20 protein-coding genes, 2 pseudogenes and 1 riboswitch are annotated in these 19,597 nt (G+C 37.2%); of the genes and pseudogenes, 13 read left to right on the top strand and 9 right to left on the bottom strand.

What is annotated here, in order from left to right; all coding sequences use genetic code 11:
- Positions 1 to 25 precede the first annotated feature (25 nt).
- From AC0L13_RS13855 to AC0L13_RS13885, 7 genes and pseudogenes are all read left to right on the top strand, one after another.
- A complete protein-coding gene (locus AC0L13_RS13855) occupies positions 26 to 502 on the top strand; it encodes a DUF1189 family protein (protein WP_473640543.1) in 477 nt (158 codons plus the stop codon).
- A gap of 21 nt (positions 503 to 523) precedes the next feature.
- Entirely contained in the window at positions 524 to 763 is a 240-nt protein-coding gene (locus tag AC0L13_RS13860; RefSeq protein WP_473640545.1) for an indolepyruvate ferredoxin oxidoreductase subunit alpha, read from the top strand.
- Positions 764 to 794: 31 nt separating this feature from the next.
- Positions 795 to 944: pseudogene (locus AC0L13_RS13865) on the top strand (ferredoxin--NADP(+) reductase); the annotation flags it as partial.
- A gap of 159 nt (positions 945 to 1,103) precedes the next feature.
- A complete protein-coding gene (locus AC0L13_RS13870) occupies positions 1,104 to 1,586 on the top strand; it encodes a DUF2621 family protein (RefSeq protein WP_473640547.1) in 483 nt (160 codons plus the stop codon).
- Between the two features lie 581 nt (positions 1,587 to 2,167).
- The gene (locus AC0L13_RS13875) at positions 2,168 to 3,355 is read left to right on the top strand and encodes an HD-GYP domain-containing protein (protein WP_473640549.1); all 1,188 of its coding nucleotides are present in this window, start codon (positions 2,168 to 2,170) and stop codon (positions 3,353 to 3,355) included.
- 67 nt (positions 3,356 to 3,422) lie between these two features.
- A complete protein-coding gene (locus AC0L13_RS13880; protein ID WP_473640551.1) occupies positions 3,423 to 4,649 on the top strand; it encodes a PqqD family protein in 1,227 nt (408 codons plus the stop codon).
- A gap of 274 nt (positions 4,650 to 4,923) precedes the next feature.
- Positions 4,924 to 5,559 (top strand): 2OG-Fe(II) oxygenase, encoded by a 636-nt coding sequence (locus tag AC0L13_RS13885; RefSeq protein WP_473640553.1) that lies wholly within the window; start codon positions 4,924 to 4,926, stop codon positions 5,557 to 5,559.
- 126 nt (positions 5,560 to 5,685) lie between these two features.
- Here the strand turns inward: AC0L13_RS13885 and AC0L13_RS13890 are convergent, their stop codons facing one another.
- The 3 genes from AC0L13_RS13890 to AC0L13_RS13900 form a co-directional block, all read right to left on the bottom strand.
- Positions 5,686 to 6,291: an RraA family protein gene (locus tag AC0L13_RS13890; RefSeq protein WP_473640555.1), complete on the bottom strand. Its 606-nt coding sequence runs from the start codon at positions 6,289 to 6,291 to the stop codon at positions 5,686 to 5,688.
- Between the two features lie 212 nt (positions 6,292 to 6,503).
- Complete coding sequence (locus AC0L13_RS13895) at positions 6,504 to 7,157, bottom strand: GTP pyrophosphokinase (protein WP_473647015.1); 654 nt, start codon at positions 7,155 to 7,157, stop codon at positions 6,504 to 6,506.
- Positions 7,158 to 7,352: 195 nt separating this feature from the next.
- On the bottom strand, positions 7,353 to 7,991 hold the full coding sequence (locus tag AC0L13_RS13900) for a TetR/AcrR family transcriptional regulator (RefSeq protein WP_473640557.1): 639 nt from the start codon (positions 7,989 to 7,991) through the stop codon (positions 7,353 to 7,355).
- Positions 7,992 to 8,233: 242 nt separating this feature from the next.
- On the opposite strand from AC0L13_RS13900, the gene AC0L13_RS13905 reads away from it, so the two are divergent.
- On the top strand, positions 8,234 to 8,500 hold the full coding sequence (locus AC0L13_RS13905; protein ID WP_473640559.1) for a YqhV family protein: 267 nt from the start codon (positions 8,234 to 8,236) through the stop codon (positions 8,498 to 8,500).
- Positions 8,501 to 8,784: 284 nt separating this feature from the next.
- Here AC0L13_RS13905 and AC0L13_RS13910 read toward each other — a convergent pair whose 3' ends face one another.
- The gene (locus AC0L13_RS13910; RefSeq protein ID WP_473640561.1) at positions 8,785 to 9,369 is read right to left on the bottom strand and encodes a helix-turn-helix domain-containing protein; all 585 of its coding nucleotides are present in this window, start codon (positions 9,367 to 9,369) and stop codon (positions 8,785 to 8,787) included.
- Positions 9,370 to 9,579: 210 nt separating this feature from the next.
- On the opposite strand from AC0L13_RS13910, the gene AC0L13_RS13915 reads away from it, so the two are divergent.
- Positions 9,580 to 10,119: a hydrolase gene (locus AC0L13_RS13915; RefSeq protein ID WP_473640564.1), complete on the top strand. Its 540-nt coding sequence runs from the start codon at positions 9,580 to 9,582 to the stop codon at positions 10,117 to 10,119.
- A 270-nt stretch (positions 10,120 to 10,389) separates the two neighbouring features.
- On the opposite strand, the gene AC0L13_RS13920 is transcribed toward AC0L13_RS13915, so the two are convergent.
- Positions 10,390 to 10,725 (bottom strand): VOC family protein, encoded by a 336-nt coding sequence (locus AC0L13_RS13920; protein WP_473640566.1) that lies wholly within the window; start codon positions 10,723 to 10,725, stop codon positions 10,390 to 10,392.
- Positions 10,726 to 10,874: 149 nt separating this feature from the next.
- Positions 10,875 to 11,052, top strand: a riboswitch (Lysine riboswitch).
- Positions 11,053 to 11,161: 109 nt separating this feature from the next.
- Here AC0L13_RS13920 and AC0L13_RS13925 point away from each other — a divergent pair.
- A complete protein-coding gene (locus AC0L13_RS13925; protein ID WP_473640569.1) occupies positions 11,162 to 12,610 on the top strand; it encodes an amino acid permease in 1,449 nt (482 codons plus the stop codon).
- 149 nt (positions 12,611 to 12,759) lie between these two features.
- Here the strand turns inward: AC0L13_RS13925 and murA are convergent, their stop codons facing one another.
- Positions 12,760 to 14,070, bottom strand: coding sequence for a UDP-N-acetylglucosamine 1-carboxyvinyltransferase (murA, locus tag AC0L13_RS13930; protein WP_473640571.1), 1,311 nt, complete (start codon positions 14,068 to 14,070; stop codon positions 12,760 to 12,762).
- 302 nt (positions 14,071 to 14,372) lie between these two features.
- Between murA and AC0L13_RS13935 the strand changes: the two are divergent.
- A pseudogene (locus AC0L13_RS13935) lies at positions 14,373 to 14,567 on the top strand (thiol-disulfide oxidoreductase ResA); the annotation flags it as partial.
- Between the two features lie 20 nt (positions 14,568 to 14,587).
- On the opposite strand, the gene AC0L13_RS13940 reads toward AC0L13_RS13935, so the two are convergent.
- The gene (locus tag AC0L13_RS13940; RefSeq protein WP_473640573.1) at positions 14,588 to 15,712 is read right to left on the bottom strand and encodes an MGDG synthase family glycosyltransferase; all 1,125 of its coding nucleotides are present in this window, start codon (positions 15,710 to 15,712) and stop codon (positions 14,588 to 14,590) included.
- Positions 15,713 to 15,852: 140 nt separating this feature from the next.
- Here AC0L13_RS13940 and AC0L13_RS13945 point away from each other — a divergent pair, with 140 nt between their 5' ends.
- Positions 15,853 to 16,419, top strand: a complete 567-nt coding sequence (locus tag AC0L13_RS13945; RefSeq protein ID WP_473640575.1) for a YkoP family protein — start codon at positions 15,853 to 15,855, stop codon at positions 16,417 to 16,419.
- Between the two features lie 72 nt (positions 16,420 to 16,491).
- Here AC0L13_RS13945 and AC0L13_RS13950 read toward each other — a convergent pair whose 3' ends face one another.
- Positions 16,492 to 16,713: a hypothetical protein gene (locus AC0L13_RS13950; protein WP_473640577.1), complete on the bottom strand. Its 222-nt coding sequence runs from the start codon at positions 16,711 to 16,713 to the stop codon at positions 16,492 to 16,494.
- 213 nt (positions 16,714 to 16,926) lie between these two features.
- On the opposite strand from AC0L13_RS13950, the gene AC0L13_RS13955 reads away from it, so the two are divergent.
- Positions 16,927 to 17,754, top strand: a complete 828-nt coding sequence (locus AC0L13_RS13955; protein ID WP_473647017.1) for a metallophosphoesterase — start codon at positions 16,927 to 16,929, stop codon at positions 17,752 to 17,754.
- A gap of 24 nt (positions 17,755 to 17,778) precedes the next feature.
- On the opposite strand, the gene AC0L13_RS13960 is transcribed toward AC0L13_RS13955, so the two are convergent.
- A complete protein-coding gene (locus tag AC0L13_RS13960; RefSeq protein ID WP_473640579.1) occupies positions 17,779 to 19,362 on the bottom strand; it encodes an alkaline phosphatase family protein in 1,584 nt (527 codons plus the stop codon).
- Between the last annotated feature and the right edge of the window lie 235 nt (positions 19,363 to 19,597).

Consider the following 19,597-nt stretch of genomic DNA (forward strand, 5'->3'; position numbering starts at 1 on the left):
GGACTTATAATGGAGGCTTAACGGCATGGGGTTATTACATACATTAAAAATCAACCTATTATTGCCAGTCAATCGCAACTATTTCCAACTGAATCGAATTAAAACAAAAGACTTTTTTATTTATATTATTTTCCTTCATCTGTTGATTTCATTACCGAATGGGATACGACTTATCAGCAATTCCGTAGGCAATGGTAATTTTGCAAAAGAAGCTTTACTGGTCTTGTTTGTATACTCGTTGTTCATCATCCTGTTAGGAATCAGTGGAATTTCACTTCTTGCGCTTGTTGGCATGATAATAAAAGCGATTACCAAAAGAAAGTTAGTATATCAACTTTTATGGAAAATGACCGTATATTCATTAACCTATCCAGTTTTGCTCTATGTATTTTTTGACATACTCGGCTTTAAACACAATGTTATTAATTTAATAGGATTCATTATATTTACAACCATTCTCCTGAATATTGTCCTGGCCTATCCTAAAATCAAGAAGATATAAATCATGAGAGGAGTTAAAAGAATGTCATTTGTTATAACATCAGCATGCATACATGAACAAGCGGGGATTTGTGTGGATGTTTGCCCAGTAGATTGTATCGTTTTTGGAGACGACCAATTTCTTATTGACCCGAATCGCTGTATTGATTGTGGCGCGTGTGAGACAGTATGTCCGGTTGAAGCTATCTATTTTGATGAAGAGGTGCCTGCAAAAGAATCTACATCAATCCTAAAGGCAAAAGAATTCTTTGGAGTTGCATAAAGTGTTGTTTGGAAATGAATGATTAAGTAATGCAGCAGGCGACATTACAACTTATGATAGCAAATTTAAGTTGATCGCGACTGGGCTCGGTGAAGCGCCCATCTCCGTGAATAATGCAAAAGCATACATCGCCCCGAAAACGGGATTCCAACCTCTCTATAGTACTACCGTTTTTAGTTAACTATAGGCAACACATAGTAAGCCAAATTTATATGCGGACCGATTTACAAACAAACACCCCACTGTTACTTCACTTAGAACAGTGGGGTTTTGTTTATACGAAACGATTCTGTCGTTTCAAGACATATTTTATCAAAAAATAAAGTCGGGTGAATAAATAATGTCAATGATCTTTAGCTATTTTATCGTGTTTTGGTGTGTTGTATTAATTGTTTTTATGGCAATAGGTGGTTTTTTTATGTTTCGAAAGTTTTTAAAGAAGTTACCAAAAGCAGACGGCAGATCAGATATGGATTGGGAAGAATATTATATTAACGAAACAAAGCATATGTGGGGCGATGATGAAAAATCCCTTTTGGAAGATTTAGTCTCACCAGTCCCAGAGCTTTTTAGAGACGTTGCAAGAAGGACCATAGCTGGTAAAATTGGTGAAATCGCCTTAAATAAAGAAGCTAAAAAAATAACACAAGAAATACTTATTGAAGGCTATATAATCGGAACACCCAAAAAGGACCATCGCTTTTTAAGGAAAAAACTTCATAAAAAGAATATTGATGTGGCTCCATATGAACACCTTTTTGAATTGTCTAAAGATGATTATCGACAAGATTGGAAGGAACGTCATAAACTTAAAACAAGATAATTATACATCGAAGGAACTGATCTCGGACGATTTGTCCGTCGCGTTCCAAACCTTTCAAACAAGAAGAAGAAGGGGAAATGACTAATACACATCCTCTCTTCTTGTTTATACTCTACATGGAAAATCGGTCTAACATGAACTTATAATTTGTCTCATCTATAACGTTAACAATTACCAAGCATATGCTTCTGGCGCTTCTCCTGATCCTTGCCAGATTTCATCCAGAATCATTATTTAAAATCCTCACTAAGATTTACAAGTCTTTTCAAACCAGATAAATAGCCCCTATCTTAAAATTCTATTTGAAAATCTATCGTCTTTATATATAAGATAGATTAGTCGCCATGGTAAAACTATTAGATTGAAACTCCAAAATGAAGGAGCCCATCATGTACAGACATGATCGGGCTCCCTTTTATTTTTTTGCGTTTCCCCCTCTTCAAGACGGGCAAAACACTTCAGATTTATTAACAATTGCCGATAAAAGAATGTATAAAGTAAAATCTATCACGAAGGAAGCTAGTCATAATGAGACAGTTACAACTACATCACCCTAAAGCTGTACTGGCTGGGGTAGAAAAATGAAGAATACATCCTTATTACAAGAAGAAAAAAGAGCTACTGTTTTATTTATGATCTTATTTTATATTGTGTTTATTTTATATGATATTTTTTATTATAACCTGTTTCCATTATTTCCGTGGACAGCGAATGTAGAACCAGATGGAGTTTGGTATCTATTAAATTTCATTAAACACTTTGTCATTATCTGTCTTATACCTGTTACAATCTACTTCTTCAAAAAGGGAAAGCCCGAGAAGGTTAAGTATATTGTCGTCATAACGTATTTAGTTACGAACATAGTAACGGATATTTATTATTACTTTGGCAAAGAAGTTTCTTATTCGAGCGGCAACCTAGTCGAGTTAGTTATTATAATGTTTTCACCAATTTTTATTAACAAACGTTTTTTCCATCTTATTACATCAGGATTAATCCTAAAATATTTACTAGTAGGCGTATTTGTAAAAGATCCTATTATATTATTTCCAGTTATTATTCTCATTATATTGGCCGGTATTTCTTACATTCTTCTTCATCGAATCTTAACTTATGTGAAAGTATTAAAAACTTCCTTTGACGAGCAATTAGCCGGTATGGTTAAAGGCGTTATCGCTACATTAGAATTAAAAGATCCTTATACGCGCGGACATAGCGAGCGTGTGGCGGAATATGCAATGAGTCTTGCAAAAGCAACAGGGAAAGTAAATGAATCTGAATTACATTATTTTTATTATGCATGTTTATTGCATGACATAGGTAAAGTAAATATTCCTGACACCATTTTGGTGAAACATGGTAAACTAACAGATGAGGAATATGAAGTTATTAAAACCCACCCTGTCGTAGGAGCTAAAGCAATTGAAGATGTAGAAGGAATCGGTGACAATATTGCCGTCGTTTATCACCACCATGAAAGATGGGATGGCAAAGGATATCCTGATGGACTCGTGGGAGAAGAAACACCACTAGTAGCTAGAATTACAGCTGTTGCAGATGCCTTTGATGCGATGACTTCCACAAGGTCTTATCGACCAGCGCTTCCTTTTGAAGAAGCTTATAAACGAATAGTGGATGGAAAAGGATCTCAGTTCGATCCTGAATTAGTGGAAGTTTTTAAACAAGTGTATCCGGATTGGATAACAATCTCTATACAATACAATAAGAATCATACCTCAAAGGAGGGGCGCAAACATGAAAATCCGTAAACTTAAGAAGGTTAAAGTAACATGTTGGTGGTGTTTCTTAATTCCAAAAGTTTAAGGAATCCTACAAATGGGATGCTATTGTGATAGCATTCCATTTTCATTTTTTAAAGGGCGGTGGTGGGATTTGAAATTAACGTTGCTATCACAAATCACTCTTTATCCTTTATCCATACAAAAAGATAAGAAGAATTATATCGTAGAAGAACCTGTCTCTGGTGACTTTTTTGAAATGCCAGTGATTTGTATTGATGCGATTGAGAGGATAAATAAAGGCCAAACATTAGGGGCAATCGAAGCAGAGCTGCAGCAGAAATATCCGAATGAAAACGTAGACTTGATTGAATTTGGCGGACAGCTTATCGAATTAGGTCTTGTTGAAAAGATAGACGGGGAAAATGTCACTGAAAAAAAAGAAGTTCAGGCTTCGGGTGGATTTACATGGATCCCCCCTTCTGTCGGACGTTTCTTTTTTAATGGGATAACGAATAAGATTTATCTCATTTTAGTATTGATCAATATTTCACTGATCATCTGGAACCCTGGATTATTCCCCCATTATCAAGATATATTTTTATTCGATTCGATGATGCTTAATATCATCACCTACATGCTCATTTCCCTCATTTTAATAATCATTCATGAGTTCGGACATATTTTGGCTATCAGATCCTATGATTTACCCGCTAAGTTAGGGATTGGGAACAGGCTTATATTTGTCGTTTTTGAAACAGACTTAACTTCAGCATGGAAACTGGCGCCAAGGCAAAGAAATATCCTATATTTTGCCGGCATGTCATTCGAACAAGCTTGTGTTTTCATCGCAATAACAATACAACTTCTCTTTCCGGAAGCGAATGCAATTTTAATAGGGATACTTGGAATAGTCGTTTTTGATATTTTCATTAAAACGATCTATCAATGCTGTTTCTACATGAAAACAGATGTCTATTACTTCGTTGAAAATATAACAGGATGTTATAACTTGATGGAAAGCGGAATGCAGTATGTAAGCAGATGGCTGCCGTTTTTAAGAAGTGATTCTAGGGATGCAGAGACGTTTGATGGCGAGCAACGAATCGTACGTATGTACAGCGTATTTTATATCGGTGGGATTTTGTTATCACTTAGTCTACTTGTCTTTTACTTCCTGCCACAAGCTTACTATGCTTACTCACAAGTTTTTTCTAATTTACTTCGGTCTTCGACTCCTTCTGCTTTTTGGGACGCCATTGCTTTTCTTGGACAAACAGTACTGTTGTTAGGTCTATTCTTATACTCGAAAAGAAAGGCGTAAGAACTCAAATGATTGCTTCTCCATATTTTTTAGGGATTAAAATGATTTATCATTTTTAATCCCTTTTTAATTTGCCATAAAGTACAATTGGGAAATAGTTCCGAAAAAATCCTTCAGTTAAAATTTTACGAGATATAAAACAACGTGATAAAATAAATTGAATTTAATTCCAAAAGGAAGTGGAAACCGTACAAGAAAGCCGTTATGACAAGTAAACCTATTGCCCAAAAACGTATTTGTTTTGAAAACTAAACAGTTTAAGAGGTGTTCGAAGTTGATAACGGAGAATAAAGAGCAAACAATATTTAATCATGTTGGAAGCAAAATCATTACAGATAGAGAAATTGATATTGTCGCTAGATTAGAGGAGCCTTTGGTAGTCGTTTTAGGAAATATTTTAAGTGACGAAGAATGCGATGAACTGATCAAATTGTCTTCTGACAGAATGAAACGTTCAAAGATTGGAACGACACGCGAAGAAAATGAGTTGAGAACGAGTAGCAGTATGTTTATCGAAGAAAGTGAAAACGAAATTGTTGAGAGGATCGAAAAGAGAATCTCAACGATTATGAACATACCTATTGAACATGGAGAAGGTCTTCAAATCCTTCGATATACACCTGGTCAACAGTATAAAGCTCATTATGATTTCTTTTCATCAACAAGCAAAGTAACAAACAATAGAATTAGTACGCTCGTGATGTATTTAAATGATGTAGAAGAAGGTGGAGAAACCTTTTTCCCTAAACTGAAATTCTCGGTATCACCTAAAAAAGGGACTGCAGTCTACTTCGAATACTTCTATAACGATCAAGACCTAAATGATTTAACTTTACACGGTGGCGCACCCGTCATCACTGGTGAAAAGTGGGTCGCGACGCAATGGATGAGAAAACAAAGAGTCAGGTAGCAAACACCGCTACCTATTGATAATAGCAGGTTCCCTAGATCAGATTGTATGAAAAAATCCATCCTTATGAGCTACTGCTCGACGGATGGATTATTTTTATTGAGGAACTATCAACTAAGCCAAACTCTAGAATGTTTTTTCTAGGCGTTCAGTAACCTCTGAAAGATACTCAGATGGGATGACACAGACCCCATTATAATCTGCGAAGATAATATCTCCCGGCGATACAACTACTCCGCCACAACTAATAGGCACATTGATTTCTCCAATGCCTGATTTACCGGAGGAACCAGACGTTAAACCTTTCGCGTAAATAGGTAATCCAACTTTCTCACAATCATCAAAATCTCTGAAAGCGCCATCGATGATTACTCCAATAGCTCCTTTAGTAAGTGCCTTTTTACTTCTTTGATCTCCCCAATAAGCACTGTTTGTATTTCCTTTTCCAGAGATAACAATTACATCGCCTTCTTTCGCGTAATCAATTGCTTCAGGAATGATGCCGCCTTCACCGATAGGAACTTTTACTGTAATAGCTGGACCAATTAACTGTCCCTTTCCTATCCAAGGCTTAATATTACTATCCATACAGTCATAAGTGCTAATTACGTCGCAAACATCAGGAGTTGTGTATTTTTTTAGTTTAAGCAACTCGTTTCTTTCTGGCCTGATGATGTTTTTGACAATCCTATTACCATACATATTAAGCACCCTTTCTTTTGCATAACTCATAGTAGTATATACTGTCGGCCTTTACCATATCCATTGGAATAAGTATTACTTGATCAACATTTCATCTATTCTTGCAATTACTGTTGCAAAAATCCTAGTCTAGAACGTATTAAACTATATAATGAAGATGAAGTGAATAAATAAAATAAGCTGTAGAGTTCGAGAATGCTGAACTCTACAGCTTATTATTGTCTAATTATATTTACCTAAATTTAATTCAATAAGCCCATAAGCTGTGTAATTTTTCCACTCGCCAATGAATTCATTACATGCTCATCTTCATTCTCCATACTTTTAATCACCTTCACCTCTTCATGGAGCCTTTCCATTTTCTTGTCTAACTCCGTAGCAGAGACGGCGGCTTCCTTTAATTCCCTCGTAATTCGCTCGGGAACTTCCTTATTGAACTTATAATATATTTTGTGTTCAAGACTTGCCCAAAAGTCCATTGCGATCGTCCTAATTTGGATTTCCACATATGTATGCTCTACTCTGTCCGACATAAATACAGGAATTTTAATAATAAGGTGAAGGCTTTGATACCCATTAGGTTTAGGGTTCTTAATATAATCCTTGCACTCAATGACGGTGATATCCCGTTGCTTTGTAATCATTTCACTCACTCGATATATATCGGAAATAAAAGAACAGGTAATGCGTATCCCTGCTATATCTTTAATATTTTCTTTTATCGACGCTAATGAAAGGCCGCATTTTTTTCTATATGCTTTCTTAAGTATGCTCTCAGGCGTCTTTACTCTCGAGATACTATTTTCAATGGGGTTATAGTCATGAATATATTGAAATTCCTCTTTCAAGATGTTTAACTTCGTATTCACTTCGTCTATTGCGAACTTGTATGTCATCACAAACCTTGTTACTTCATTCTTAGTTGCCTTCAATAGTTCAAGGCCTTCAAAAGTTGTGTTTTCCAATACTGTAATACCCCTTCTATTCATGAATTTAAAGGATCCGGCCGTTTGCATATTTGTGCATCAATGCCTTGTTTTTGTAGTTTTTTAATAATGTTGTGTAAACGGCTGCTTTCCTTCTTCACTGGTTTAAGAGTCCTCATCATTACTTTTCTCTTCCTTGACTAGTCCTCTTTTTAGCAGTTCCATTTGCTCAACATAATTTTGTAAAGCCTCTTCATTCGTTAAATCTTTTACGAACGCTTGAATAAGGTTTTGAAAAGTGATGGCCATGACGATTTTAAAAATATGATGAAGTTCTCGTTCATCTTTTATATTCAAATTTCCGGCATTGATTAAACTGATCAATTCTACATACTGACTTCTTTTATTCTCTTGGTAAATATCGCTCGCTAATATATTTTCCATTTTATAATTCATGTTTAGAAAAGCGTTTTTGAAAAAGCTTTTATGTTCTTGATTCCTGTGATTTTGAATCATAAAGTGAAATGAAGCAAGTAACGTTTCGAATATATCTCCGTTTTTCTCCTTCAAGAAAGCAATAAACCGATCACTATTTTCCTCTGATATTTGGTTTAACAGATAATAAAAGAGGTCTTCTTTCCCTTCAAAATATTGATAAAAACTCCCTCTTGGTATTTCAGCTTCTTTAATAATATTGGCAATTGACGCTTCGTGTAAGGGAACGCGAGAAAATTCCCTTTTAGCAGCTTGAATGAGAGTGACTCGCTTATGTTGAGGTAAGTGGAAAAATGTTTGTTTTGGCATAGCATTATTCCTCCCGTCCACAAGTGACACCGTGTCACTTTTATCGATAAATCGATTATAGGTGACAGCATGTCATAAGTCAACAATAAACATGACACCGTGTCACATAAACGACCGCAAACCTTCTTAGCGAAAATGAACTTCCTATAATGAACAGACACTGACATTCATATAGTAGAAAAAGTCCTGCCGGAAAATAAAAATAGGAATGGATGAACCTAGAAGGAAAAGAGGCATCGTAATTGATTGAAAGAGCATTATTACTAATTATCTTGTTGCGGATTTTTTCCGGCAGTGTGGACATCACCGCCGCCCTTTTCATGTACAAGTTCAATGACTTAGAAAAAGCTTTTTACATCAACACACTTTTGGCTCTTGTCGGACCTTGTGTGTTGATCATCACTACTGGGGTTGCATTATTCGGTCTCGCTGAAAAAATTTCTCTCACACGAATGATCTGTCTTTTTGCTGGAATCACGCTAATTCTTATTAGCTTGAAATCCGACTAAAGGAATGTTTAGGATACAAACATTCCACTTCCCTGTTGCGGGTGCTAAGGCGTGCCTACTTATAAAACAACAACAAAAACCATTGGAATGAATTTCATTCCAATGGTTTTTTCTGTTTGGAGTTGTAGTACATATTTCGGAACTACTTCAACCTACTGTACGTATATAATTGAAATAATTAGGGATGGACGCTAGGTTCTAAAACAGTTTTGATTTGAATTAGTTGAGGAAAGGGTCACCGAGTTTGTATATCTGAGTCATAACACCTGTGATATATTGAACTATTACAAAAGCTGATAATATAAACCCAATTGAGTATCATACCATAACAGTTTGCTATGTTTACGTTTCGGGATGCGTGTTTGTAAACCCCATTCAGGGTACTGTTTAATAATCTGAACTTGATCACCCGTAGCAACCGCAATAAATGATATATAATGATCTTTTGTCATAGGATGATCACTTGAAATAAACCATTCATTATCAATTTCTTGAATTGATAGCTTTTCTTCGTCTGTTGCTTTCTTTGCAGCTAATCGCTCTAATTTCCTTCCACAGCAAGATAAGGTAATATCACCAGTAGCTAGTACAATATTATTGCATGACGGACAGACAAAATAATTCGTGTTTTTCATATTTCCTCCTACAAATTCATTCGACGTTAATTCACCATCTAAAATGTTTTCTATATTTACTCCTAACAAGGCGGACAAACTTGGTAATAGCGTGACATCAGGACAGCCATATCCACGCTCCCATTTTGAAATTGTTCGATCAGAAATGTTCATTTGATCGGCTAATTGTTTTTGTGTCAGCCCTTTTTCTTTTCGCAAATTATAAATCAACTCTCCAACTTTACGATTATCCATCATTTTCTCCTCCTGCTCTATTCCATCTTAGGGGTTTATCTCGTTAGCAGCAACAAACGCTCCGTAGAGTTATACATAGATTGAGTTAATGATCAACAGCGGCCAATTTAGATTATAGATTGCACCGAAAATAATTTTGAATAATGGTATGATTGGTTAAAGAATACCCAACAACCAAAGTCAAGTATACAAAGGGGGCTGGAATCTCATATGTTCACAAAAGATCAAACGGTATTTGTACTTGTAGATGTTCAAGGGAAATTGGCTAGAATTGTGCATGACAGTGAGGCGTTAATCGATAATTTGAGGAAGCTGATTGGCTGTTTGCGGATTTTGGATGTGCCGATTATTTGGCTCGAACAGTATCCAGATGGTTTAGGGCCTACCGTGGAAGAAGTGGCTGAACAAATGGAAGGACTTACATCTATCCCTAAAATGACGTTTAGCGCTTGGAAAACTGAAGAGTTTAAAAATGCGCTGCTAGCAACGCAAAAACAGAAAATCCTAATTGCGGGCATCGAAACGCATATTTGTGTCTACCAAACAGCTGCCGATCTAAAAGAATCTCACTATGATGTACAAGTCGTGGAAGATGCCGTATCTTCCCGCACATTGGCAAATAAACAACTTGGGCTAGAAAAAATGAAGGCACTTGGCATTTTCGGAACAAGCGTTGAAATGGCAATTTATGAATTGCTGGAATCAGCGGATGCGAAAGAGTTTAAACAAGTCTTGAAGATTATTAAGTAGCGCGAGACACTTGGCACACCAAATAAATTATGCATCGTTTGGAAACAGAAAATATTAAATGCGCCGAAGCTGGTGAATTGCCTACAAATTCCTTTAAGAAGTACCGCTAGTTATTATTGATTCAATTCAATGATCTCCCTTTACAACCGTAAAGGGGGATCATTTCCTTTTTCAGCAACTCCGTGAACCTTTGATGAAATCCGTACATAGTCAACTTATTTATAGGGTTACCGTGGTTGGTTTTCTTTTCGGATGAAAAAGCCCCACTTCTTAAATTTTTTTCTCTTCCCACACATTAAAAACCATTCCAAATGGGTCTTTCACATAGCAATCCTTCCCTTTGCCTTCCCAACGAACTATCTCACATCCATTTTCCAATAAATGCTGCTTCGCTTTTTCAAGATCCCCTACGAAAACTTCCAATACGGGTCCGAGGTTGGTATCGCCTTCAATTAAGAAAATGTTATTGTTGTCCGTTCGGAACCCTATCTCATTGACAAAGCTCTTTTCAGGCTGTTTAAAGCCTAAAACATTTTCATAAAATAATTTAGCTTTCTCGATATTTTCTACTTGAAACCCGATGTTTTCCGATACTTTATATTTCATAGATCTATTACCCCTTTCATCGCATGGTGAATTACAAATATTCTAACACACTTCTATACTCCAGAAGAAGTTGAATGTGTAATGTTTACCATTGCATTATGAATAATATTGCCCTATAATTTATTCATTAATTTAATACTCCCATTCACCGATGGGATAGAGGCTGCTGCTTATAAGAGTAGGACGGACGAGATTCTCTGAGATTGCTGACTCCGTTTGAAAGGATAAGTTGCCGAAGTATGGATAGATCATTGGCTATCCATGCTGGTGATGTTTTCGAACAGGAACATCATTGTCACGTTTTCAACGTGGAGAACTATCTTCGGAAGGATTAACGCACATATCCAACAGCCGTCGATTTTCCCTGATGGCTGTTTTTTATTTGGTTAAACTATATAGATGTAACAACCTTCCGTCACAAAGAGGAGTGGACAACATGAAGAACAAGTTAACATCTACGAATACGCCTCAATTGAAAAGAACATTGAAAGCCCGTCATCTGATGATGATTTCTCTTGGAGGTTCGATTGGAACGGGGATTTTCTTGGCAAGTGGCGGAGCAATCCATGCTGCTGGGCCTGGAGGGGCGTTGGTTGCTTATGCCGCTGTCGGGATCATGGTGTACTTCCTAATGACGAGCCTTGCGGAGATGGCAGCTTATATGCCGGTGGCTGGATCATTCAAAGAATATGCCACACGATTCGTCGATCCAGCATTCGGGTTTGCGATTGGTTGGAATTATTGGTATAACTGGGCAATCACGATTGCCGCGGAACTGGCAGCTGTTGTATTGATCATGAAATTCTGGTTTCCTGAAAGCCCTTCGTTCTTGTGGAGCGGGCTTGCCCTTCTGATCATGTTCGGCATCAACTATATGTCTGTCAAAGGTTTTGGAGAAACCGAATTTTGGTTTTCACTCATTAAAGTTGTGACCGTCATCATCTTCATTATTACCGGGTTTCTGATGATCTTTGGCATCATGGGCGGCGAAGCGATCGGCTTTACGAACTTTACGATTGACGATGCACCGTTCAACGGAGGATTCTTTGCCATACTGGGTATTTTCATGGCTGCAGGCTTTTCATTCCAAGGTACGGAATTACTTGGAGTGGCTGCAGGTGAGAGTGAAAATCCCGAAAAAACGATTCCAAAAGCGGTGAACTCCGTATTTTGGCGCATCCTTCTTTTCTACATCTTTGCGATTTTCGTCATTGGGATGATTATCCCGTATACAGATGCACGATTATTAAGTGAGTCGGTTTCCGTCAGTCCATTCACACTCGTATTTGAACGGGCCGGATTCGCTTTTGCCGCTTCTGTCATGAATGCCATCATTTTGACAGCCGTCTTATCTGCGGGTAACTCGGGCATGTACGCGTCTACGCGTATGCTTTGGGATTTGGCGCGTGATGGGAAAGCGCCGAAGTTCTTAGGGAAATTGGATAAAAGAGGCGTGCCAGTCAACGCTTTGATCGCCACGACATTAGTCGGTTCCCTTGCCTTCCTATCCACTTTCTTCGGGGACGGTACTGTTTACGTCTGGCTGTTGAACGCATCGGGGATGGCTGGATTTGTTACGTGGCTCGGTATTGCTATCAGTCACTACCGTTTCAGAAGAGCCTTTATTGCGCAAGGCGGTAAGCTATCGGATCTTCCTTATCGCGCAAAATGGTTCCCATTCGGTCCTTTATTGGCCTTGGTCCTATGTATCTTCATCATTGCCGGCCAAAATTTCCAAGCCTTTACGGGTGGTGACATCGATTGGAACGGCGCACTCGTTTCCTATATCGGTCTCCCCCTCTTCTTGATCGTTTGGATGATTTATAAAGTTAAGTATAAAACAAAGTTGATTCCATTGAAGGATTGTGACTTTGAAAGTAAATGATGATATGAAATACAGCTGGATGAGAGGTTCCCCCTCTCCATTCGGCTACTCATTTACCCCGAGTTCGAGCTAAAAAAACCGGCTCCAATCATTTATCCATAATGATTGGAACCGGTTTTTATAGTTTTCGTTTGTGATTCGATAATTATTTACTTTATGCATCGTTTTTGAATGCTCTCATAAACCTGGTTATCAAATCTAGAGTTAACATCTTCTTTTCTAATCCGAACTCCTAGAGATTGAAAAGCTTTTACGGCATCTTCATAACCACGTTCAATATGTTCAACACCAGTAATGGAAGTAGTGCCTTCTGCAACCATACCTGCCAGAATCAATGAAATACCAGCACGAATATCTGAAGCAGAAACTACAGTCCCCATCAAGTTGCTTTTCCCTTTAACAAAAGCAACTCCTGACCGTACTCTAATGTCCGCTCCCATTTTTCTCAGTTGACCGACATGTTGAAAACGATTCGGATAAATTTTTTCAGCTACAATACTTTTCCCTGAAGCTTGAGTAAATAAGGTTGTCATTGGTTGCTGTAAGTCTGTTGCAAAACTTGGATACATACCTGTTCTAATTCGTGAGGCAGCCAGTTTTCCTGTTGAATTTGCAGTGATAGAGTTATCTCGCACATCGATCTCTACTCCAATTTCTTCGAGCTTCGCAATACAGGATCCTAAATGCTCTGGGATGACATCGGTTACCGTTACATTCCCTCCTGCTACACCAGCGGCAATTAAGAATGAACCTGCTATCAAACGATCCGGAATTACACGATGCGTTCCGCCATGTAACTGATTCACTCCTGTTATACGAATAGTGTCCGTTCCAGCCCCACTTATTTTTGCGCCAATCGTTTTTAGAAAAATCGCTGTATCAATAACTTCCGGGTCACGTGCAGCATTCAACAACACCGTCTTACCTTTAGCCCTTACTGCAGCTAACATTGCATTTATCGTCGCCCCTGAAGTGATCGTATCAAAATAAATAGTTGCCCCATGTAATCCTTTTGTTTCGACCTCATAGTAATCCTTATGATATGTAAACGTAGCACCCATCATTTCTAGCGCCTTAATATGTTGATCCATTGGTCGACTGACAAAATTATCGCCGCCAGGATAACCTACTGATACTTTTCCATACTTCGCAAGTAATGCACCAACAAAATAATAAGCAGTTCTAAATGAGGAAGACTTTACAGGGTCGAAATCAGTAGTGAAAATCATTCTTGGATCAATGGAAACATCTCCGGATAGTTCACGTGTAATTTTCAGACCAACTTCTTCTCCCATTTCACAAATAACGCGGAAATCTGCAATGTTTGGTATTCCTTGAAAGATTATGGTTTCATCGGTAAGACAAGCTGCCGCAAGTAGAGCCAATGAGCTATTTTTGGAACCTGGAATTTGAACAACACCGTTAATGTTCGGTGAGTATTCTACATGAATAGCTTTCAATACTTTCACTCCCTATGTTGAATGGACAAAGACTAAAAAGGAATTGCTGTTATTCTATTACTCCACTGAAACCAACCTTTGTTTTCTATCATTTTTCCTTCAATACCTACTATATTATCAAATAATAACCAACAATGCAGTTAATTTACGAATTTAAAATCTTGTAGAAATATTTAGTGTTTTTAATTACAGAATACCATTAATAACAAGTTGAATGAAGAAAAATAAATTCCCGACTCATTAAAATTTGAGACATCGGGTCAATTCCATTATGATTGGCACACTAGGTAAACCAGGGTGTACAAATATTAGCAGTCAAAATTGCTGAATCGGGTTTTAAAGTTCGTACATTCGCTGGACAATACGGGATGACCTTCCCTACTTTATTCGATAATACGAAAAGCGTTATGCAAACTTATAATGTTAAACCGCTGCCTACTACATGGAAAATTAGAGGAGGTCTTTCAATTTTGAATGGCCTCCTAGTCGTTGTCTAAACACTTTACAATAATTTATATTAGGAAGTCGTACCATGATTAGCTAATAGCTTTTCAACAAAGGTAGAAATATCCCGTTTTGATAAATGTTGGTGATAATTATCTATTCGCTTAATCAGCTGTTTCTGTTGCTTGTCACAATGCAAGACCTTCAATATGTTCTCCTCTAAATCTCGGCTTTCTTGCCAATGTCTTAGGTGATACACAAGCCCCCAGTTTTTCAAATTACGTAAATTGATTTCTTCCTGTCCTGGCAATTCATGATAAACAAAGATAGGGATTTTCTTATATAAACATTCGCTTACCGTCACGCCCCCCGGCTTCGTAATTATCGCATCAATCGTATCGTAGAGATCATTCATTTCTTCTTTTGACGAAATATAAGGGACCGCTTGAATAAACGGATGATTTAATTGTTTGACCCAATTTAATAACTTGGTATTTTTCCCGCAAAGGACCGTATACTTTATTTTTCCAGAAGGTTGTAGCGTTTTAATAAAGGTTTTTAGTAAACCTGTACCAAGATTCCCTCCCGATAGTAATACGGAAATTACCCCTTCTGATTTCCTTACATTCACATGCTCCTTGAAATGATCATGAATTGGAATCCCCGTAACAACAATATGATCAGCTTTGACACCGCGCTCTATTAATTCTTCTTTTATTTCTTTATTTGGAACGAAATGAGAGTCGATACATTCTATTCCCCATATCTGATTAATGAAATAATCGGTATAGACATTAATAACTGGAATGGATAGTTTCCCTTTTTGCTTTAAACGGTTCAACAAATAGGACGGTAATGCATGTGTGCAAATAATCAGCTGCGGATTCTTTTCTTTCACTAACTTTTCCATCCAATATAAGAACAGCCATTCATACAAATAATACCGTTTTTTCAAAGCTACATTTTTGTAAGCCGATTTCTTATAGAGATAGCTATATAAGTTGGGAAAGTGATGAATCCAATTTAGGTAGAACTTTGAGATGAACACTTCAATGCGTCCGTAGCTATATGACAAAATGTCAATTTTTTCACATTCAAATACTTCATCTGTTTTATGAAGAGAATGGATAATTCCATTTGCAACTTGGTGATGGCCTGATGATATTTGCAAGAAGGGCAGAAATAATATCCGATTCATACATGCACCCGCCAGTCTTTATTTGTAGTATGTTTCCCATTGATCATTTCATCCAACACGAATTTATAAATAGTTGAATGACAAATGGTTACCCTAAAAGATGTAATGGCGTTAAAACTACACTTGAAAGGGAAGTGGAGATGAAACAGCGTCTAATTCATTTATGGGGGTTGTTTGACTCGGTTTACTTTTTCTGCAGTCGTTTACAATGCCTCGAACAAATTACTGGAAATATGAATGTTTTTCGAGTTCGTTTAACCCGTTATAAAGGTCGTGAAGTTGTTCTTTCAGACGGAACGATCATTCAAAAAAATGACCTTCTCATTAAAATTCATTTGCACAATGTCCGTATACTGAAAGAAATGGTATGCATGGATGATCATTTTAAAAAGTCAATTTTCCTTTATAAGAAAGTACAAGCGTCTTTGCCTGATCTTGCATTTTTTATTACGCATCATTATAACAAAAATGAAATCAAAGGAATCATCGGTATTACAATGATCGATAAAGGGTATACGCGTTTAGGTTTTGAATCTGTTCCATTGTCCAATCTTTTGTATTTGTGGTTTAAACGGATGGCACTTTACCCAATCCATACATTTTCTTCCTCATCAAAAAGAGAAAAGAAGCCTACACCACAATACTTATTTATGTCAAAGGGTGTCATATGTGAAAAATATGGTACGATTACAAAGAAGATTGCGTAAAAAAAGCCTATAGGCATGCTTTGCGATTACGTGCATAGCCTATAGGCGTTTTTTAGAAAATGGACTAAATGATTAGCCTTGCTGTTTTGGTAGGTTTTTGGTTAAATCGTTAGTGGTCATCCCTTGTAACGGCTGCGTCATTTGTTGCAACGGTTTCGCCAATTGCTGTAAGTTCTGCACATTTAATTGGTTCGGGATATTTTGTACAAGTTGTTTCAATGTACCATTTTTCATTCCTTTAACAACACCGTAAATCGCAGCTGCCCCGATGGCACCTAAAGTAAATAACCGCATTCCAATCATCTCCTTTCATGATGGTTTTTTGAACCGTCTTTAGTATCGGAAAACAGACATTCAATATCCTAAGCATTATTTTCCTTCATATTATTAATATAAATAGAATATTGTATCGGTATTAATTTATGTATCAATTCCATAAATTACAGCTAACAATAGAACCTCCTCTATATTATATTTGATAGGGGGAGGAGATTTTACATGTTTATTTTGTTTACTATTTTCATTGTAGCTATCCTGGCCGTAACTTTTATAAAAGGGTATAAAAATACTAAGCAGGTTTTAGTTAACAATGTGTTCATAAATCAATCAGATGCGACCACACAAGTAGTGGGAGAACCTTTTCGTGTACTCCACATTTCCGATATGCATCTTGAAAATATATCGGTAACACCTTCACATCTTTATTCCATTCTAATCGATCAGTCAATCGATCTAATTGCTTTAACGGGTGATTTTTTAGATCGCAAACGTACGATTCCTAAACTACTACCCTATGTAAAAGTGTTGAATGAACTAAATGCTAAACATGGTATTTATGCAGTGTTTGGAAACCATGATTATGTTTTACGGAACCCCGATTTCATTAAATTAAAGCAGCTATTAGATGAGAATGGCTGTAAAACAATGATAAATGAAAATGATGTGTTATGGAATAATGGGCAAAAAATCAACATCATCGGTATAGATGATTTTTGTACGAACCGAAGTAACGTGGATAAGTCTTATGAGGGTCTTACGAATGGGTACAATCTTGTATTAACGCATGATCCGAATATAGTGCTTACTATGAAAAATGTCCCGTATGATTATTTACTTTCTGGTCACTTTCACGGTGGACAAATTCATTGGCCAAAACCTTATCATCTTGTAAAAATGGGGAAACTGGTAAGCTTAAATATGATAAAGGGGTTGCATAAACACGAGGGAAAACCATTTTATATCAGTGAAGGATTGGGACAGACGGGCCTTAATATCCGTTTTGGGAGTCGTCCGGAAATTACACTTCATCATTTGACATTGCCATCAGCTTTGTAATCACAAGGTGAGTGAAAGTACCTTTCACTCACCTTGTTTTTTGATCAACTCAAGTATCCAGTCTTTAAAATCCACTAAACGATTATGCTGAGGTTTGCTTTCAGTTCCAACGATGATGAGCGGTGTTAATGAATCATCTTTGTGTAAGGATCCGTGTCCACCTCCGCCTACATGGGTAGGACTATGTTTTCCGATGAATTCATACCCTGGTTTTGCATCGATAACAACGAAACGGCCCTCATGGGAGTGGAGTGCTCCATCCAGTCTTGCAAGCGCATCGGGATAATCGCCGTATTGGATTTCATTTTGATCATTTATGGACAAATCCAATAGTGCGCTGGATCCATTCAATGCCCAAGATTGATTGTAGGAATCGATATACTTACCATCCGGTAAAAATGTGAGTTTCTCATCTGATCCAGCAGTAACCACATGATTTACATCATTCTCTTTCCACGCGATAAAACCAATTTTTTCATCTTTTTTTAACTCTGAAATTATATCTGTATAACTGATTTGCTCATTAATTAAGTAAATGTAAGCCATACGTTCATTTACAGCTAGCACAAGTTCATCTTGTTTATCAATGGTGTCCTTTATATTCAAAATACGGTATTTTTCTAATAAAGATTGTAAATCGATAAGAGAGACATCGCGGTCGTTCAAAATAGAAGTTTGCCCACTGTCGCCATACACAATCCAGATGGTTTTCTGAATCGCTTCATCCCAAGTTTTGTACGAATTTAGAATAGATTGGAGTTGTTTATCCAATTCCTCAATTCCGTCCGTTTCCATTGGTCCGTTGTCATGAACCTTCTTATCTAAATCCGGGAAGTAGGCAAAGGTAAAAGGAGGTATTTTTTCTTTTCGAATGAGGTAACTCAATTCATTTGCAGTAAATCGATCATTGAACCCCATTTTCCTCCAGATTTGATTGTTTTGATTATTTTCAGGGTTGTATTGTGAGATGCTCCCCAATGACAGAAGGGGTGGTCCGTTGATTTCTAAGTTATGAGGGATGAGTTTTGCCATAGATGCGAGTTTGGGAATGGTTAATCGTTGAGGAGAGACCGAACGATAAACAAGCCCGTTGATCGATGCGGATTGGATCCCGGTGCTCGCCAACTCTTCATGAATAGTGATTACATCCTCGCTTAAATGCTCTTGATTTAAATGAATTAAGCCGTCATTTATTACCTGCTTTACTCCGTGCTTACGTACTTCTTTTATTCCTGTCCCATAATTTATTAATCGATTTTCACCTTGCTTGAACCAAATCAGACCAGGTACTTTATGCGCTTCTGCGTACTCTCCAGTTAATAATGTACTGTCAATTGTAACTGACATAGTAGGATAAGAGCTAACGGTATCAGGAACGTATTGACCGTGCTTCATAAAGAATTCTAAAGCAGGAGCTTCTCCTTCTTTGATTGCTTTTTGTAACGGTTCATCCATCAGTGAGTCAATTACTAATAAAACTACAGGTTTTGAAGTTGGCGTAACTGAAACTTCGTTTAAGTCTTGTGTTGGAGTTTTCAAACCCCACCAATACAAACCGACTAGAGCAAGAAAAACTATTCCTACAGAAATTAAAATCCTAATAACCATAACTTCACCCTTTTGATATCTAATAACTGTTAGTATGGCAAGAATGAGGTATGGAAATACAAATTTCTTCGGTTTTCTTCGATATAATTGATGGTAAAGTTCAAAATAGAAATAATGTCATTTATCGTTTGGTTCTTACAGTGTGGACTAAAAGGGCTTGAACTTAAATTAATTGCCCTGTTGCTGATCATCGTAGTTGGATAACATTATGGTCGCGATATATTCACGAATCCGA

Source organism: Sporosarcina sp. QA0331 (assembly GCF_055808055.1).

What these genes read in the sequence shown, in the direction of transcription:
- AC0L13_RS13855 (WP_473640543.1), top strand. Translation starts at nt 26, where the DNA reads ATGGGGTTATTACATACATTAAAAATCAACCTATTATTGCCAGTCAAT.
- AC0L13_RS13860 (WP_473640545.1), top strand. Translation starts at nt 524, where the DNA reads ATGTCATTTGTTATAACATCAGCATGCATACATGAACAAGCGGGGATT.
- AC0L13_RS13870 (WP_473640547.1), top strand. Translation starts at nt 1,104, where the DNA reads ATGTCAATGATCTTTAGCTATTTTATCGTGTTTTGGTGTGTTGTATTA.
- AC0L13_RS13875 (WP_473640549.1), top strand. Translation starts at nt 2,168, where the DNA reads ATGAAGAATACATCCTTATTACAAGAAGAAAAAAGAGCTACTGTTTTA.
- AC0L13_RS13880 (WP_473640551.1), top strand. Translation starts at nt 3,423, where the DNA reads ATGGGATGCTATTGTGATAGCATTCCATTTTCATTTTTTAAAGGGCGG.
- AC0L13_RS13890 (WP_473640555.1), bottom strand. Translation starts at nt 6,291, where the DNA reads ATGAGTTATGCAAAAGAAAGGGTGCTTAATATGTATGGTAATAGGATT.
- AC0L13_RS13895 (WP_473647015.1), bottom strand. Translation starts at nt 7,157, where the DNA reads ATGACATACAAGTTCGCAATAGACGAAGTGAATACGAAGTTAAACATC.
- AC0L13_RS13900 (WP_473640557.1), bottom strand. Translation starts at nt 7,991, where the DNA reads ATGCCAAAACAAACATTTTTCCACTTACCTCAACATAAGCGAGTCACT.
- AC0L13_RS13910 (WP_473640561.1), bottom strand. Translation starts at nt 9,369, where the DNA reads ATGGATAATCGTAAAGTTGGAGAGTTGATTTATAATTTGCGAAAAGAA.
- AC0L13_RS13915 (WP_473640564.1), top strand. Translation starts at nt 9,580, where the DNA reads ATGTTCACAAAAGATCAAACGGTATTTGTACTTGTAGATGTTCAAGGG.
- AC0L13_RS13920 (WP_473640566.1), bottom strand. Translation starts at nt 10,725, where the DNA reads ATGAAATATAAAGTATCGGAAAACATCGGGTTTCAAGTAGAAAATATC.
- AC0L13_RS13925 (WP_473640569.1), top strand. Translation starts at nt 11,162, where the DNA reads ATGAAGAACAAGTTAACATCTACGAATACGCCTCAATTGAAAAGAACA.
- AC0L13_RS13940 (WP_473640573.1), bottom strand. Translation starts at nt 15,712, where the DNA reads ATGAATCGGATATTATTTCTGCCCTTCTTGCAAATATCATCAGGCCAT.
- AC0L13_RS13945 (WP_473640575.1), top strand. Translation starts at nt 15,853, where the DNA reads ATGAAACAGCGTCTAATTCATTTATGGGGGTTGTTTGACTCGGTTTAC.
- AC0L13_RS13950 (WP_473640577.1), bottom strand. Translation starts at nt 16,713, where the DNA reads ATGCGGTTATTTACTTTAGGTGCCATCGGGGCAGCTGCGATTTACGGT.
- AC0L13_RS13960 (WP_473640579.1), bottom strand. Translation starts at nt 19,362, where the DNA reads ATGGTTATTAGGATTTTAATTTCTGTAGGAATAGTTTTTCTTGCTCTA.